This window comes from Pararhizobium qamdonense (genome assembly GCF_029277445.1).
Taxonomy (GTDB): Bacteria; Pseudomonadota; Alphaproteobacteria; order Rhizobiales; family Rhizobiaceae; genus Pararhizobium; species Pararhizobium qamdonense.
On the sequence record NZ_CP119567.1, the window covers coordinates 476133 to 493029 of the forward strand.

General features: G+C 60.8%; 15 protein-coding genes. 4 read left to right on the forward strand and 11 right to left on the reverse strand.

From position 1 onward, the window contains the following. Positions 1–45: 45 nt before the first annotated feature. The 11 genes from PYR65_RS23470 to PYR65_RS23520 all read right to left on the reverse strand — a co-directional run bounded on the left by PYR65_RS23470 (position 46) and on the right by PYR65_RS23520 (position 12134). Positions 46–1311 (reverse strand): SfnB family sulfur acquisition oxidoreductase, encoded by a 1266-nt coding sequence (locus PYR65_RS23470; protein ID WP_276121154.1) that lies wholly within the window; start codon positions 1309–1311, stop codon positions 46–48. Positions 1312–1395: 84 nt separating this feature from the next. Next, entirely contained in the window at positions 1396–2202 is an 807-nt protein-coding gene (locus PYR65_RS23475; RefSeq protein ID WP_276121799.1) for a MetQ/NlpA family ABC transporter substrate-binding protein, read from the reverse strand. A gap of 26 nt (positions 2203–2228) precedes the next feature. Continuing rightward, positions 2229–2888 (reverse strand): methionine ABC transporter permease, encoded by a 660-nt coding sequence (locus PYR65_RS23480; RefSeq protein ID WP_276121155.1) that lies wholly within the window; start codon positions 2886–2888, stop codon positions 2229–2231. Next, complete coding sequence (locus PYR65_RS23485) at positions 2878–3975, reverse strand: methionine ABC transporter ATP-binding protein (RefSeq protein ID WP_276121156.1); 1098 nt, start codon at positions 3973–3975, stop codon at positions 2878–2880. The genes PYR65_RS23480 and PYR65_RS23485 overlap by 11 nt, the downstream gene beginning before the upstream one ends. Positions 3976–3981: 6 nt before the next feature. After that, positions 3982–5211: an acyl-CoA dehydrogenase family protein gene (locus PYR65_RS23490; RefSeq protein WP_276121157.1), complete on the reverse strand. Its 1230-nt coding sequence runs from the start codon at positions 5209–5211 to the stop codon at positions 3982–3984. Between the two features lie 80 nt (positions 5212–5291). Further along, positions 5292–6707 (reverse strand): LLM class flavin-dependent oxidoreductase, encoded by a 1416-nt coding sequence (locus PYR65_RS23495; RefSeq protein WP_060636543.1) that lies wholly within the window; start codon positions 6705–6707, stop codon positions 5292–5294. A gap of 275 nt (positions 6708–6982) precedes the next feature. Beyond that, a complete protein-coding gene (locus PYR65_RS23500) occupies positions 6983–7984 on the reverse strand; it encodes an ABC transporter ATP-binding protein (protein ID WP_276121158.1) in 1002 nt (333 codons plus the stop codon). 48 nt (positions 7985–8032) lie between these two features. After that, a complete protein-coding gene (locus PYR65_RS23505) occupies positions 8033–8857 on the reverse strand; it encodes a carbohydrate ABC transporter permease (protein ID WP_276121159.1) in 825 nt (274 codons plus the stop codon). A gap of 11 nt (positions 8858–8868) precedes the next feature. Continuing rightward, the gene (locus tag PYR65_RS23510) at positions 8869–9741 is read right to left on the reverse strand and encodes a carbohydrate ABC transporter permease (RefSeq protein ID WP_276121160.1); all 873 of its coding nucleotides are present in this window, start codon (positions 9739–9741) and stop codon (positions 8869–8871) included. Positions 9742–9852: 111 nt separating this feature from the next. Further along, positions 9853–11130, reverse strand: coding sequence for a D-tagatose-bisphosphate aldolase, class II, non-catalytic subunit (locus tag PYR65_RS23515; RefSeq protein WP_276121161.1), 1278 nt, complete (start codon positions 11128–11130; stop codon positions 9853–9855). Beyond that, complete coding sequence (locus tag PYR65_RS23520; protein ID WP_276121162.1) at positions 11127–12134, reverse strand: tagatose kinase; 1008 nt, start codon at positions 12132–12134, stop codon at positions 11127–11129. The genes PYR65_RS23515 and PYR65_RS23520 overlap by 4 nt, the downstream gene beginning before the upstream one ends. 291 nt (positions 12135–12425) lie before the next feature. Here PYR65_RS23520 and PYR65_RS23525 point away from each other — a divergent pair, with 291 nt between their 5' ends. From PYR65_RS23525 to PYR65_RS23540, 4 genes are all read left to right on the forward strand, one after another. Then, on the forward strand, positions 12426–13739 hold the full coding sequence (locus PYR65_RS23525; protein ID WP_060637251.1) for an ABC transporter substrate-binding protein: 1314 nt from the start codon (positions 12426–12428) through the stop codon (positions 13737–13739). Between the two features lie 133 nt (positions 13740–13872). Then, the gene (locus tag PYR65_RS23530; RefSeq protein ID WP_276121163.1) at positions 13873–14643 is read left to right on the forward strand and encodes an L-iditol 2-dehydrogenase; all 771 of its coding nucleotides are present in this window, start codon (positions 13873–13875) and stop codon (positions 14641–14643) included. 11 nt (positions 14644–14654) lie between these two features. Next, positions 14655–15665: a zinc-dependent alcohol dehydrogenase family protein gene (locus PYR65_RS23535; RefSeq protein ID WP_276121164.1), complete on the forward strand. Its 1011-nt coding sequence runs from the start codon at positions 14655–14657 to the stop codon at positions 15663–15665. 160 nt (positions 15666–15825) lie between these two features. Beyond that, positions 15826–16845, forward strand: a complete 1020-nt coding sequence (locus PYR65_RS23540; RefSeq protein ID WP_276121800.1) for a LacI family DNA-binding transcriptional regulator — start codon at positions 15826–15828, stop codon at positions 16843–16845. Positions 16846–16897 lie beyond the last annotated feature (52 nt).

Consider the following 16897-nt stretch of genomic DNA (forward strand, 5'->3'; position numbering starts at 1 on the left):
AAAACCTTTGAGCAAAATTCCGACCCGCCCGCTCCGTACGAGGCTCTAAATCCAGGAATGCAGCGGCGGCTGGATGTCGTTGAGATAGAACTGGCCGATCGCGTGCAGTTTCCAGCGCACGGGATCGTGCAGCGTGTGCGTGCGCGCGTCGCGCCAGAAACGGTCGAGATTGTGCACGCCCAGCGTCGAGCGCGTTCCGGCAAGTTCGAACAGCTTGGATGAGGCAAGCAGCGCAATATCCGTGCTCAGCACCTTGGCTTCGGCAACCGCGATCTTGGCCAGCCCGATCGTTTCCTCGTTGACATCAGCGATCGTGGCATCGAGTTGCAGACCGGCGCGCTCCAACAGGGCCTCGGAGGCATGCAGCTTGATCTTCAGATCGCCGATCGCCGCGATCGTATAGGGATCGTCCGAGGCGCGCGCTTGGCCGCTATCGATCCATGGACGGGCATGGTTGCGAACGAGGTCTATGGTCGCTTCGATAGCGCCTCTGGCGATGCCCGCATCGATGGCCGCGTGGATCAGCTGGCTCTGCGGTCCGACAGCGCTTGGATGTTCATAAACGATATGCGCCGGCAGGACACGCGCGGCATCGACGAGGACATTGTCGAGAATGACCGTGCCGCTCGCAGTCGTCCGCTGCCCAAAGGCGGACCAGTCGTTGACAACCGTGAGGCCGGGTGCATCGCGGTCGGCGACGGCGACCACCACATGCCCGTCCTCATCAAGCGCGACGATGGGGACCAGATGGGCAAACAGCGCCCCGGTCGAATAGAATTTCTGGCCTTGGACGGTATAGCCGTCGCCATGCGCCTTCAAGGTCGTCTCGAAGGCCTCGACATTCTTGCCCTTGAATTCCGAAAACGCATTGCCGAGCCGCTGCCCGGCCAGCACCTTGCCGAAAAGATCGCGTTTCTGCGCCTCGCTTCCGGTCAACCGGATGACATCGATGATTTCGAAGCTGTTCTGGGCGATCTGGGTCAAGGAGGGATCGCCGGATGCCAGCGTCGCAAAGACCTTGGCAAGTGTGATCTGGGATACGCCCGCGCCGCCATATGCCTTGGGAATGGTGATGCCCCAAAGCCCGCTTTGCGAAAACAGATCGACCTCGGCAAAAGGCAACCGCCGCTCGCGGTCCCGCTCGACCGCCTCGGCCGCAAACAGTGGCTTGAGCTGTGCTGCGACGGCAAGTGCCTCGGCATCGTCACGGATGACATGCGCCGCAACAGCCGGTTTTGCCGGAACCCATCCGGTGTCGCCCGGCAGCAGGGGCGTTGGGAGAATGGCTGCGGCAGTGGCAGAGTGACTCATGGAAAACCGTCTTTGGCTGGTGTTGCATCGTGAAAACCCTGGCGGAGCCAGAAGCACCGCCAGGGTTCGGAAGGCCGCGTGAAATTAGAAGGCAGCGACGATCTGGCCCTTGTAACGGTCCTCGATAAACTTGCGCGTTTCGGCGCTGTTCAAGGCCTTTGCCAGCTTGGCGATCCGCGGATCATCCTTGGTTTCCGGACGCGTGACCAGATATTCGCTCCAGACATTGTAGCCATCCTGGCCGCGATCGATCAGCAGCGCCTTGGACAGATCAAGCTTGGCCTCGAACACATAATTGCCGTTCAGCGCGCCGAGATCGACTTCGCCCAGTGCGCGCGGCAAAAGTGCCGATTCAAGCTCGACGATCTTCAGGTTCTTGGGGTTTTCCACCACGTCCTTGAGGGTCGGCAGCTTGTCGTCCGGCGAGGTGAGTTCGGGCTTGCCGCTGACCTTGATCAGCCCGAGCTTTTGCAACAGCAACAGGCCACGCCCGCCATTGACGGGGTCGTTGGGGATCGCCACCGTCGCACCATCGGCCAGTTGGTCGATCGCGCTGATCTTGGTGGAATAGGCGACGAACGGCTCGATGTGAACCGGAACGATCGGGACGAGACCCGTTCCGCGCTCCTTGTTGTAATCGTTGAGGAACGGCCGGTACTGGTAATAATTGGCGTCGAGTTCGCCGGAAACGAGCTGCGCATTCGGCTGGATATAATCGGTAAAGACGCGGATATCGAGGTCGAGGCCTTCCTTGGCGACGATCGGCTTGACGAATTCAAGGATTTCCGCGTGCGGAATGGCGGTCGCGCCGACGATGAGCGTATCGGCAGCCTTTGCCGCCTGCGACAGGCCGAATGCCATAGCGGCAGCGAAGGTCAGAGTTTTCAGAATGCGCATGCTTATCCTCCTATATGGGTTCATTTTCGGGAAAAGTGGGAGACGAGCCGGTTGCCGGCCGCCTGGATGAGCTGGACGAAGACGATGAGGATGACCACGCAGACCAGCATGATTTCCGTCTGGAAGCGGTGATAGCCATAGCGGATCGCCAGATCCCCAAGACCGCCGCCGCCGATCGCGCCGGACATGGCGGTGTAATCGACCAGAACGATCGCCGTAACGGTCACCGCAGCCAGAAGGCTCGGCAGGGCTTCCGGCAGGACCGCGCGGAAAATCGTCTGCGTGGTAGAGGCGCCCATCGCCTGGCTCGCCTCGATGATCCCTCTATCGACCTCGCGCAGCGCCGTCTCGACCAGCCGCGCAAAGAAGGGAGCCGTGCCGATCACCAGCGGAAAGATCACGCCGCGAATGCCAAGCGACGTGCCGGTGACGATCACCGTAATGGGCATCAGGACGATCAAAAGAATGATGAAGGGGACGGAGCGAATGATGTTCAGGACGAAGGACAGACCGCCATAGGCAAGCGGCTGCGAAAAGATCTGCTGGCGCCCGGTCAGATATAGGAGAATTCCCAGAGGCAACCCCAGAAGCACCGTCAAGGACAGCGCGCCCCCGACCATGGCCAGCGTCTGCGACAGGGCCTTGAAGATATCGGCCCAGTAGAGGTTCTCAAACGACATGACGAAGGCCTCCGTCCCTGTGCAGAGAGGGCAAGGGCGTCAGCGAAAGCCTCTTTTCCCCATCCGCGTCATGGACCTCACCGCCATGGACTTCGACCGTGACGCCGCCGGCGCGCAATCCGGCAATGGCGCCCGCGACATCCTGCCCGGAGAGCGACACGGTGAATTGCGCATAGGGGGTGTCGCGGATATTGCCCACCCGGCCGGAGAGGATCTGGTAATCGGCGCCGTGTTCGCGGGCAATCTTGCCAAGCAGCGGCTTGCGCGCCGCATCGTTGACGAATGTCAGCCGCACGATCCGCCCCGGCACGCCGGCGGCTGCGATATTGCTCAAAAGTCCGCCATCGGGTTCGGCTTCCCGCACCAGTTTCAGCGTCGCCTCGTGTTGCGGATGCAGGAAGACCTGCGTGACCGGCCCTGTCTCGACAACCCGCCCGTGGTCGAGGACCGCGACGCGATCGCAGGTACGGCGAACGATATCCATCTCATGGGTAATGAGCACGATGGTCACGCCGAGGTCGCGGTTGATCTGCTGCAAAAGCTCAAGCACCGAGCCCGTGGTCTGCGGGTCGAGCGCGCTGGTCGCCTCGTCGCACAGAAGAACTTTTGGCGCGCAGGCAAGGGCGCGGGCGATCCCCACCCGCTGCTTCTGGCCGCCCGACAATTGCCGCGGATATTTTTGCGCATGGGCTTCAAGCCCGACCCGGGCCAGCAAGGTCCCGACCTTGTCGGCAATCTCATGGCGGCCGTATTCGCCGGTCAGTTCCAGCGGATAGGCGACATTGCCGAAGACCGTGCGGGCGCTAAGCAGATTGAAATGCTGAAACACCATGCCGATCTGGCGGCGCAAATCCCGCAGGTCCCCGCCCTTGAAATCCGTCACAGCGCGGCCGTCGACGATCACCTCGCCGCCGGTCGGGCGCTCCAGCAGATTGATCAGCCGGACCAGCGTGGATTTTCCAGCGCCGGAGGAGCCGATGATGCCGAAGATTTCTCCCTTGGCGATCGAAAGGTTGACGCCATCGAGCGCGGTGACGGCCCCGGTCTTTCCGGAAAAATCCTTCCTGATGTTTTCGAGCGTGATCATGACGGGTCAGACCGCACTCAGGCCAATGCGCCACTGATAGGGCGGCAAGGTGCCGTTGACGGAGAAATCGCCGATGATGCGGTCCTTGTAGATGCGCGGATTGTGCGATGCGAGCGTCCGCGCATTGCGCCAGTGACGGTCAAGCCCCGACGGCTTCTTGGTGGCGGACGCGCCGAGCGCATCGAAGACGATGGTTGCTGCATCAAGAATGAGCGTCGAAACCACGGTCTGGGCCTGGGCGGTCTCCAGCTCGGCAACGGCATTTGCCGTCTCTTCCGCTTCGGGATCACCCGCAAAATGCGCATCGAAGGCCCGCTGCAGCGATTGCGCCGCCTGCAGGACGATGGCGCTGGCGGCATAGGCGTTGCTGCGGATCCGGCCGACGACCTGCAGGACCTGCGGGTCCTGGCTCGAACGGGGGCCGGCCGCATTGGTATAGGTCCGGCGGCGCTCAGCCACGGCCCTTGAGACATCATTGGTCAGCGCACGGCCGATACCGGCGAGCGTTGCCAGATGCACCAGCTGGTAGAAGGCTGCGGAATACCGGAATTTCTCTTCGTCGATGATGACGTCGTCGGCTGAGATGTCCACATTGGTGAAGGTCGTCGTGCCGCTGGCCGTCAGCGTCTGGCCGAAACCGTCCCAGTCGTCGATCACAACGACACCGTCGGCATGGCGGCGGACGGAGACGGCAACGCCCTGCCCGTCCTCATTGCTCGCTCCGACATCGATCCAGTCGGCAAACAGCGAACCTGTCGTGTAATATTTGGTGCCGTTCAGAACCAGTTTGCCGTCTTTTCCGGAAACGCGCGTCGAAAAGCCTTCCTGCTTTGCCTCGCCGATTTCCGTCCAGGCATTCCCGGCGATTTCACCGCGCACCAGGCGTTCGGTCCAACGGGTGCGCCACGCGCCGCTGGCCTTGTTGACGATATCCTCGGCAAAGCCGAAATGGCCGCGAAGCGCCTGCGTGATGTTGGAATCCGCCTCCGACAACTCAATGAGAAGATTGAAAAATTCCGGCAGCGTCGCCCCCTGCCCGCCTTCCGCGACGGGAAGCCGCAAGGCTCCGAAACCGGCTTGCTTCAACCAGCCGATCTGCTCATGCGGCAGGTCGCGGTCAAGTTCGCGTTGCACCGCACCTTCAGCGATGCGGGCAAAGAGCGGCCGGAAACCTGCGGCCAGTGTTTCATAGTGCGGGCTTGGCCCGGCGCCCCATACCAAATCGACCTGGCTCACTGACGTTCCTGCATTTGTTTCCGGCTGATGGTAAAGGCCTGCGGCCGGTTTTGCGTGGCGTTCGAGAAGTGTGTCCCCCATCACGCACCCACCGTCTTCAGCTTGGGCTCGCCTTGCAGCTGGCGCGCCTTGACCGCTTCGATGTCACGGTAGCCGTCGGCCGGATGGGTTTTGGGCAGATAGGGGCCATCGCCAAAGAGCTTTTCTCTCAGCGTGCCCGGCTTGTAAGCAGTGGGATAGGCGCCGCGCTTTTGCAGTTCCGGCACGATATGGCCGACGACATCCTCGAAACTGTCCGGTGTCACCGCATAGGCGATGTTGAACCCATCGACACCGGTATCCTCGACCCATTCCTGCAGGATATCGGCAATCCGCTCAGGCGAGCCGACGAAGACAGGCCCCATGCCGCCGATGCCGCCGAACTGCGCGAGCTCGTCGATCGTCCATGACGTATCGCCACCGGCAATATGTTCCACAAAGGAATGGATGGCGTTGGTCTCGATCTTCTTGACCACGTCGGTCGGCGCGTACTGGCCGAAATCAATGCCGCTCCAGCCGGACATGAAGGTGAGCGAGCCGTCATAGGAGACGTAGCTCTTGTATTCCTCGAACTTCTTTTGCGCTTTCTCTTCGGTTTCGTCGGTGATGATGGTGATCAGCGTGTAGATGAACACCTTCTTCGGATCGCGCCCGGCCTGGGCAATGCGTTCGCGGATGTCAGCGACATAGCCCTTGAGCACCGATTTCGTCGGTGCGGCGACGAAGATGCACTCGGCATGACCGGCGGCGAATGTCTTGCCCGGACCTGAAGCGCCCGCCTGGTAGAGAACCGGGGTGCGCTGCGGCGACGGCTCGCTGAGGTGATAGCCGGGCACATCGAAATATTTGCCCTTGTGGCCGATTTCGTGGACCTTGCTGGGGTCGGTGAAGATGCGGTTCTCGCGATCGCGCAAAACCGCCCCCTCCTCCCAGCTGCCCTCGAACAGCTTGTAGAGCACCTCGACATATTCGGTGGCGACCTCGTAGCGGTTGTCATGGCCGCGCAGCCCGCCCTGACCGATATTCTTGGCGCCGCTTTCCAGATAGGACGTGACGATGTTCCAGCCGACACGGCCCTTGGTGTGATGATCGGCCGTCGCCAGCCGGCGGGCGAAAGTGTAGGGGTGCTCGAACGAGGTCGATGCGGTGATGCCGATGCCGAGATGTTCGGTGGCAAGCGCAATCGGTGCGGCGAGCTGCAGCGGGTCGTTGACCGGGATCTGCGCCGCCTGATGGATCGCGTGATAGTTGGTGCCCTTGTAGACATCGTAGTAGCCGATGACATCGGCAATGAAGATGCCATCGAAGACGCCGCGCTCGAGCGTGCGGGCGAGATCCTGCCAGTAGTCGAGGTCCTTGTATTTCCATGACCGGTCGCGCGGATGCGACCACAATCCCGGCGACTGATGGCCAACGCAGTTCATGTCGAAAGCGTTGAAGCGAATTTGACGGGCCATGGATATCTCCAGTTTCCAGACAGGCGGCGGTTGAAAACACCGCCAAAGCCGGAACAAAATAGCCGCAAATCCGCGCAAATACAGATAATCTATGTTTTTTATAATCTAAATAAGGAAATCCAATTCCATTTATATCGCCGCTCAGCCAAGGCCGGACAGCTGCAGGTTGTTCACGCTTGCAAGGCTCACCCCGGCCAACCATTTTGTGTCCGGCCGGTCCTTTTTTTACTGCGGCCGGGCACACGCTACCGGAGCGCTTTTCCCCGTGAGCCGTGTCATCGGATTGCCAGTCCCTTGTCGTTGAACGTGTGCACGCGGCCTTGCTCGGGTGTGAGGAAGACCTGGTCGCCGTGTTTGACGGCGAAGTCGCCGCCGACGCGGGCGGTGACGAGGCCGATGCCGTCGACATGGATGTGCAGGAACGTGTCGGAGCCGAGATGTTCGGCAACGCCGACCGTGCCGCGCCAGGTGCCGGTTTCGGTGGAGAGCTGCAGATGTTCGGGGCGCACGCCGATCGTATGGGCATCGTGCGGCTTGGCAAACGCGCCGGTGGCAAAGTTCATGCGCGGCGAGCCGATGAAGCCGGCGACGAAGATATTGTCGGGCCGGTGATAGAGATCGAGCGGCGAGCCGACCTGCTCGATATTGCCGGCGTTCAGGACGACGATCTTGTCGGCCATGGTCATGGCTTCGACCTGGTCATGGGTGACGTAGATCATCGTCGTCTTCAGCTGGTGATGCAGCTCGCTGATCTCCAGCCGCATCGTGCCGCGCAGCGCCGCATCCAGGTTGGACAGCGGCTCGTCGAACAGGAAGGCCGAGGGTTCGCGCACGATGGCGCGGCCGATGGCGACACGCTGGCGCTGGCCGCCCGACAGCTGGCCCGGGCGCCGGTCGAGATAATTGGTGAGGTTGAGCACGCGGGCTGCCTCCGCCACCTTCTTGTCGATCCCCGCCTGGTCCATCTTCGCCATCTTCAACGGGAAGGCGATATTGTTGCGCACCGTCATATGCGGATAGAGCGCATAGGACTGGAACACCATGGCGAGCCCCCGCTTGGCCGGAGCCGCGCCGGTAACGTCGCGCCCGTCGATCTCGATCGTGCCGGAGGTCGTGTCCTCAAGGCCGGCGATCAGCCGCAGAAGCGTCGATTTCCCGCAGCCCGAGGGACCGACGAAGACGACGAACTCGCCCTCGTTGATGGTCAGGTCGATGCCGGGAATGACCTGCGTCGCGCCAAAGCTCTTGTTGACTTTTTTCAGTTGGATATTGCCCATGCGTGCCTCCCAAGACTTTGTTTTTGCGTTCAAGTCTTTTCTTTTGCGTTATTTCACGGCGCCGAAGGTCAGGCCGCGGACAAGTTGTTTCTGTGAGAACCAGCCCATGATCAGGATCGGGGCGATGGCCAGCGTCGAGGCGGCCGAAAGCTTGGCCCAGAACAGGCCCTGCGGCGAGGAGAAGGACGCGATGAAGGCCGTCAGCGGTGCGGCATTGGTGGTGGTCAGCCGGATCGTCCAGAAGGCTTCATTCCAGGCCAGAATGATGTTGAGCAGCATGGTGGAGGCAATGCCCGGCACCGCCATCGGCGTCAGCACATACCAGATCTCGCCCCAGAGCGATGCACCGTCCATGCGCGAGGCTTCGAGGATCTCGCCGGGAATTTCGCGGAAGTAGGTATAGAGCATCCACACGACGATCGGCAGGTTGATCATCGTCAGCATGATGGTCAGGCCAAAGCGGCTGTCGAGCAGGCCGAAGTCGCGGAACAGAAGATAGATCGGCACCATGACGGCAGCCGCCGGCATCATCTTGGTGGACAGCATCCACATGAGGATGTCCTTGGTCTTGTTGGTCGGCGAAAACGCCATCGACCAGGCGGCCGGCACCGAGATCAACAGCGCAATCAGCGTCGAGCCGACCGAGATGATCACGGAGTTCAAAAAGAACTTGAAGTAATTGCTCTGCGCCTGCACGGCGGCATAGCTTTCCACCGTGCCCGACGGAATGAGGTTGAACCCCTGGATCGCCTCGGTCTCGGACTTGAACGAGGTGATGATCGTGTAGAGGATCGGAAAGAAGATCACCAGCGCGATGACCCAGGCGACAATGGTGAAGAAGACGGTTCTTCTGGTCGAAACGGCTCTGGCCATGGTCTTCTCCCTTATTTGTCGAGGTTCTTGCCGACGGCGCGCATCAGGAAGAAGGCGACGATATTGGCAAGGATGACAGCGATGATACCGCCTGCCGACGCACCGCCGACATCGTAGCCGAGCAGGGCCGTGCGGTAGATCAGGAACGGCAGGTTGGTCGAGGCATAACCCGGGCCGCCATTGGTGGTGACGAGGATTTCGGCGTAGACGCCCAGCAGAAAGATCGTCTGGATCAGGATGACGACGGTGATCGAGCGGGCGAGATGCGGCACGGTCAGATAGATGAAACGGTTGGCAAAGCCGGCGCCATCCATTTCGGCTGCCTCCTTCTGCTCGCCATCCAGCGATTGCAGCGCAGTCAAAAGGATCAGCGTGGCAAATGGCAGCCATTGCCAGGCGACGATGATGATGATCGAAAATAGCGGATATTGCCCGAACCAATCGACCGGCTGCAGCCCGAAGAAGCGGCTGATATCGGCAAACACGCCATATTGCGGATGCATGATCATGTTCTTCCACACCAAGGCTGCCACCGGCGGCATGACGAAGAACGGCGAGATCACCAGGATGCGCACCAGCCCCTGGCCCCACATCGGCTGATCAAGCAACAGCGCAATCGAGATACCGCCGATGACGGTGATCAAAAGCACGCCGACCACGATGACCAGCGTGTTCCAGATCGACTGGAAAAACGCGGGATCCGAATAGAAATACTGGTAGTTGAACAGGCCGGCGAAACTGACATTGCCCGGATTGAGCAGATTGTAGTTCTGGAACGAAAACCACAGCGTCATCGCCAAAGGCACGATCATCCAGATCAGCAAAAGCCCAACCGACGGGGCCATCATCCAGCGCGCAAGCGTTTTGGTCTGTTGTGTTGCCATCCCCCGGCCCTCCCTCACTCAGCCTGCCGGCGCACCGAGGGCGCGCCTTTCCTGATGCTGACCGGAAACAGTCAGCCCCCACTTCATCTGCCGTGCAGCGGCAATCCTCTATCAGACGGCCGTCTGGTTCACGGCGCGGTCGTAAATGGCAAGCACACGATCGACTGCCGCGATCATGATATCTTCAGCGGAAAGGCTGCGGATGTCCCCGGTATCAAATTGCGGAAGATACTGATGCTGCAGGGTTTCCGGGATCACCACATCGGTCAATACTTTCAGAAGCGTATCGACCGCGCGAACCGCCTGCGGCCTGTTCCAGTAATAGCGGATCCGGTCGCTGTAACTGTAATGGCGCTGCAGCCGCAATGCGCGTTCATCGCCGTGATAATGGCCCTGCCAGTCCTTGGGATGCGCCGTCATCACGTCTTCCATCGCGTGGAACAGCGGACGCTCGCCATAACCGGGCACCAGTTCGGTGGCGATCAGGTCGAGTGCGTACAGGGCTTCGCGGTAGGCGAAGGTGACGCCGGGGCCAACCTTCAGGATCGGGAACCCGTCGCGCACGAGCGCTGCGAGTGCCGCCTCCGGCTGATAGTCCGTGGAATGGGCCTCGAAGACGAGCATCTCGTCATTGTCAAGAACCTTCGCCAGGCGCGCCGCTTTAAAAGGATCGTATGCGATGACGTTATCGCTGCCGAATTCGACCCCCGGCTGGACGACGAAGGCGATCGTGCGGGCGAATGCCTCTGTGAGGCCGGCCTTCTCGAAGATGTCGCGATGGATCGCGATCGTTGAAACAGCGGCATCCGGCGATGTGGGTTCCACCGTATCGAGAACATGATCGGCGCCGCCGGGAACGGGAACTTCCGTTCCCAGAATATAGACCGGCATGGGACGATTATGATCACGGGCCGTGTCCTCGGCCACCGCGCACAATGCCGCCGCCCGCGTTGCGATCGTGGCGTCGTCGAGCGCTGCGGGCTCTCCAGCACAGCCCATCGACGCATCCAGGTGGATCTTGCTGAAGCCGGCCGCCACATAGGCCGCAACCATCGCCTTGGCCTTTTCCATCGCGGCTGCCGGGTCTTCACTCCGCCAGGGGTTCGGCCCGAGATGATCGCCGCCGAAAATCAAAAGGGTGCGGTCCAGCCGCTCTTCAGCGGCAATACCCTCGACCAGGCCGACGAAATCGGAGGGCGTCATGCCGGTATAGCCGCCGAGATGGTTGACCTGGTTGCAGGTGGCTTCAATCAACACGGGTTGCTGCGTCTTTGCCGCCAGGCGAAGCGCCGCGCGCAGCACAACGGGATGCGCCGAGCAGACCGAAGTTATGCCGCGCGGCCGCCCATTGCGTCGCGCCTTGGCCAGGTCCAAAAGAGGATTGCTCATGCTGAAACCCTTCCCTGATCGGACAGCACCAGATTGGCCGCTATGAAAGCATCGAGTTCCGCAAGAGAGGACGTGCCCTCCATCGGGCCTTGCCTGGTGACGTTGCGGGCTCCGGCGGCATTGGCGTAGCGCAGTGCCTGTTGCGGCGCGTGTCCCTTGCGGCGGCAGGTGAGATAGGTTGCTCCAAAGCAGTCTCCGGCCCCCGTCGGGTCGATTTCCTCGACCGCGAATGCCGGACAATCGACCGCCCCGTGGCTGCGGCTATAATGAGAAGACCCCTGCCGCCCCCGTTTCAGGACGACCTCGGAAATTCCGCGTGCAAGCAGGCTCTCGATGGCCGGCGCCTCGCCGTCGACACCGGCGGCTATGGAAAGCTCTTCTCCGGATGGCAGCAGCAGGTCGGTGACGTCAAGCACGCTGTCAAACTGTCTCTTTGCCTCGCCGCCCCCGCTCATCAATTCCTTCCGGACATTCGGATCGAACGAGACGGTACCGCCCCTCGCCTTCACAACCGACACGGCCTCAAGGATGATGGGCGCAATGCCGGGGATGGCGAAGGCGGAGCCCATGACATGCACATGTCCGGCCCGCGCAATCAAATCACGGGCCTGCCCGGTCATGGCGGTCGCGCCAGAAGCCGACTTGCCGATGTTGAAAACGAAATCGCGCGCGCCATCCGGCCGGTAGCGGACGAAGGCGCTTCCTGTGGGCAGATCGGGCAAAACAGCGATGGCCGAGACATCGACGCCATCGCGCTCAAGCCGGTCGATATTCAGGTGCCCGAAATCATCGTCGCCAACCGCCGAGACAATGCCACAGGCGCCACCAAGTTTTGCGACCTGATCGATGAAGATCGCGGGTGCTCCGCTGGGAAAAGGTCCAATCAGGGACTGGGCTTCCCGAAAACCGTTGCCGACGGTTGTCGCCATGATTTCGACGAGGATCTCACCGATCGTGATCGTCGGCCCAAGCGCCTCCGGCGCCAGCGTATAACGCTGATCCATTCCTGTTTCTCCCCACCTTACGATCCGAAACCTGCGCAACCGCACTGGCGAATGATGTACTCACGTCAAACGACGCTGTCAACATTATATTTTACACGCGTAAACAAAGCAGGAATTCGGATTTTGACTACCGTACGCGCAAAACCCCTGCAAATAGCGATTTCAAAATAGCCACTTGCATCATTCCTGCGCATTTACACGCTCTCCAGCTTGACAAGAGAAATCAATTACCGGATAAAAACTTTACGCATGTAATTATATGCGAAAACGTTCGTAAAGGAGGAGAATGTCATGGGTAAATACGCACGCATACTCTCGGCTTCCGTCGTCGGCGCCGGCTTGCTGGCCGGCATGGCCAGCGCGGAGGAAATCAATGTCGCCACCGTCAACAATGGCGACATGATCATCATGCAGAAACTGTCGGGTGCCTGGGAGAAGGAAACCGGCAACAAGATCAACTGGATCGTCCTGGAAGAAAATGTATTGCGCGAACGCGTGACCACGGACATCGCCACGAAAGGCGGCCAGTTCGACGTCATGACGATCGGCGGCTACGAGGCCCCGATCTGGGGCAAGCAGGGCTGGCTGACGCCGGTCGACGACCTCGGCGATGACTACGACTATGCCGATCTCCTGGAGCCTATCAAGGCGGGCCTGACCGTCGATGGCAAGCTCTATGCCGTGCCGTTCTACACCGAAAGCTCGTTCACGCTCTATCGCAAGGACCTGTTCGAGGCCGCCGGCCTCACCATGCCGGAAGAGCCATCCTACGACCAGATCAAGGACTTCGCCGCCAAGCTCACAGACAAGGCCAAGCAGCAATATGGCATTTGCCTTCGCGGCAAGCCCGGCTGGGGCGAAAACATGGCGTTTCTCGGCACGATGGTGAACAGCTATGGCGGCCGCTGGTTCGATATGGACTGGAAGCCGCAGCTGAATTCCGAGCCATGGAAGAATGCCGTGACAGACTATGTTCAGCTTTTGAACGAATACGGCCCGCCCGGCGCAACGGCAAACGGGTTCAACGAAAACCAGACGCTCTTTGCCAGCGGCAAATGCGCGATGTGGATCGATGCCACCTCGGCTGCCGGCCGCGTTTTCGACCCCAAGCAGAGCCAGGTCGCCGACAAGATCGCCTTCACCCGTTCGCCGGTTGCCGTAACGCCAAACGGTTCCAGCTGGTCGTGGTCATGGGACCTCGCAATACCGGCGACATCGCAGAAGGTTGACGTCGCCAAGTCGTTCCTCAAATGGGCGACCTCGAAGGAATATGTGAAGATGGTTGGCGAATCCGAGGGCTGGGTCGCGGTTCCGCCCGGCACCCGCAAATCGACCTATGCGCTGGCTGAATATCAAAAGGCCGCCCCGTTTGCAGACACTGTTCTGAAGGCCATCATGTCCGCCGATCCGGCAAAGCCCACGAAGGACCCGGTTCCCTATACCGGCGTTCAGTTCGTGGCCATTCCGGAGTTCCAGGCCCTTGGGACATTCGTCGGCCAGCAGATCAGCTCGGCGCTGTCGGGACAGCAGTCGGTCGAGGATGCGCTAAATGCATCGCAAACCCAGGCGGAGCGTGAGATGACACGCGCCGGCTACATCAAGTAAGTCCATAGGCCGCGCTTTACGCGCAGCCCCTCCCGGAGGGAGCCCGGACAATGATTCCGGGCTCCTTTCGCCCTCACGACCTTTAAAGACAACTTATGCGGCGGCGAACGTCTGAACCGCGGAGGAAACCTTCATGAGACTGCTGAACAAGATTGCGCTGATCACGGGTGGTGCGCGCGGTATCGGCCTGGGCTTTGCCGAGGCCTTTGTCGCCGAGGGCGCAAAAGTCATCATTGCCGATATCAATATCGACCGCGCGCTCGAAGCTGCAGCGGCGATCGGCCCCGATGCCACGGCGATCAGGCTGGATGTTACCGATCTTGCCAGCATCGATGCGGCGGTCGCCGACGTCGATCAGCGCTTTGGCGGCATCGATATTCTCGTCAACAATGCCGCGATCTTCGACATGGCGCCGATCCAGGGCATCACCGAGAGCAGTTACGACCGCGTCTTCGACGTCAATCTCAAAGGGCCGCTGTTCATGATGAAAGCGGTTTCGAACGTCATGATCGCCAGGGGCCGCGGTGGCAAGATCATCAATATGGCAAGCCAGGCCGGCCGCCGGGGCGAAGCGCTGGTCACGCTATACTGCGCCTCCAAGGCCGCCATCATCTCCGCCACACAATCGGCAGCCCTGGCGCTCGTCAAGCATGGCATCAATGTCAACGCGATCGCGCCCGGCGTTGTTGATGGCGAGCACTGGGATGTCGTCGATGCCAAGTTTGCCGAATGGGAGGGCTTGGCACCCGGCGAGAAAAAGGCCCAGGTCGCCCAGTCCGTGCCGATCGGCCGGTTTGCAACGCCGGCTGACATCAAGGGGTTGGCGGTTTTCCTCGCGTCGGCCGACAGCGATTACATTCTGGCGCAGACCTATAATGTCGATGGCGGAAACTGGATGAGCTGAGGAGCATCACCATGAAGGCGATCCAGTTTGTCGAAAAGGGAAAGGCTGTGTTGGCGGATATCCCCGTCGGCGCAATCCCGCCGGGCCACGCGCTCATTCGCGTCAAGGCGGCCGGGCTTTGCCACACCGATATCGATGTCCTCCACGCGCGTTATGGTGCCGGCGCGTTTCCGCTGGTTCCCGGTCATGAATTTGCCGGAGAGGTTCTTGAGGTCGGAGACGGCGTCACCTGCGTTCGCGCGGGAAGCCGCGTCGCGGTGGACCCCAACCTGCCCTGCGGCACCTGCCCGGCTTGCGAGAAAGGCTTGACCAATCTCTGCCGCGATCTGAAGGCCTATGGCGTTTCCCATAATGGCGGCTTCTCCGAATTCAGCATCGTCAACGCCGGTCACCTGCACGATATCGGCGACATGCCGTATGATCTTGCGGCACTGGCCGAACCGTTGGCCTGCGTGCTGAACGGCCTTGGCGCTGCGGGGATCACCGGCAAGGCGAGCGCGCCTTCGCAGGCCCTGATTTTTGGCGCAGGCCCGATCGGGCTGCTGCTCGGCCTTGCCCTGAAATCTGCGGGGTCAGATACCGTCACCTTCGCCGATATCAACGAGGATCGCCTGGCGTTCGCCTCAGGTCTGGGTTTCACGCCGGTGAGATCCGGTTCCGAGGAATTGTTGTCGCGGCGGCAAAGCTTTGACCTGGTGGCGGATGCGACGGGTATTCCAAGTGTGGTGGAAGGAATGCTGGATCTGGTCGCCGACGGTGGTACCGGCTTGGTGTTCGGCGTCTGCGCCCCGGAGACCCGGGTATCCGTCTCACCGTTTCAGATTTTCAGGCGGCAGCTGAAGCTGGTTGGTTCGCATTCCCTCAATCGCAATATCCCGCAGGCATTGTCGGTGCTTGCAGGCGACCGGGCGAGGATGTCGCAGCTCGTGACCCACCGGTTGCCGCTGGCGGAAATGGTTCCCTACTTCCTGACCAAACCGAGCGATCCCGCCACCATGAAAGTGCAGTATGTCGACGGCTGAGGCGACACCGCTCATTCCGGCTTTTCTAAAGGAGACCGAGCGTTTAAGAGCAGGGATCGATGATTGGAGCGGTCCCTTAGCTTCCCGTCATCGGCCCTGGTAGAAAGACGTTTGCCTATAACTCGACGGAGTATGACGATTGGCCAAAGCGATCAAGACAATGGAGGACTTTTCGGAGTTCGTCGGCCTGTCGCGTCCGACCGTGTCGAAATATTTCAACGATCCAACTTCGGTGCGCCGTAAAACCCGCGATACGATCGAAGAGGCGCTGAAAAAATCCGGTTTCCGGCCCAATATGTTCGCCGTCAATCTCAACCGCCGGCGCAGCAACATCATCGGCATCGTCATCCCGAACACGCTCGATCCCTTCTTCATGGCGCTGACCAGGCGCATCGAGATCATGGCCAATGAAGCCGGCTTCCTGGCATTCGTGCTGTCGTCGGACGGAAAGCCAGATATCGAGGAAGAGGCCATCAAGACCTTTCGATCGATGAACGTTGCCGGAGCCATCATCGCGCCGATTGGCCGGCAAACCGGCAGCGCGACGCTGGAACAGCTGGGACGGGACATTCCGCTCGTCTACGTGGACACGCCGCTGGACGACAAGGCGGCATTCGTCGGCACGGACAACCGCCAGAGTTTTGGCCTGATCGTCGATTATCTCTGCCGGTCGGGCGAGCCTCCCTGCTATTTCGGCATGCCGGAGGTCAACATCAACGCGATCGAGCGGCGGAACGCCTATGTCGAGGCCATGAAGGGTTTTGGTCTGACGCCGGAACTGATCAAGCTCTCCACGACTGCGACCTGGGACTTCGAACGTTTCGCGCTGGAGGAGGCCTCGGTCCTGTTCGATACGCTTTCGCGCCTGCCAACCAGGACGATTGTTTGCGCCAATGACCGTCTGGCCTTCGGCGTGCTGGCGGCCGCCTGGCAAAAAGGCCTCAAGGTCGGCCACGGTCCGGGTTGCGACATCCGCGTCGCCGGTCATGACGATCATCCACTGTCGCAATATACCTGCCCGCCGATTACGACGGTTGCCCAGAACTACAAGGAAATCGGCCGCCTGGCCATCGGGCTGCTTTTCAAGCAACTCGGCGAGGATGCGCAGGGCGACGACGTGCTGCTCAGCCAGGACCGTATCCTGCTCAAGGCGGAATTGATGCTGCGGAAATCGGCATAGGTGCCTGGGTAGCGCGAAAAGCACTTGCTGCGGTGGCGCCGGGGGCCAATTT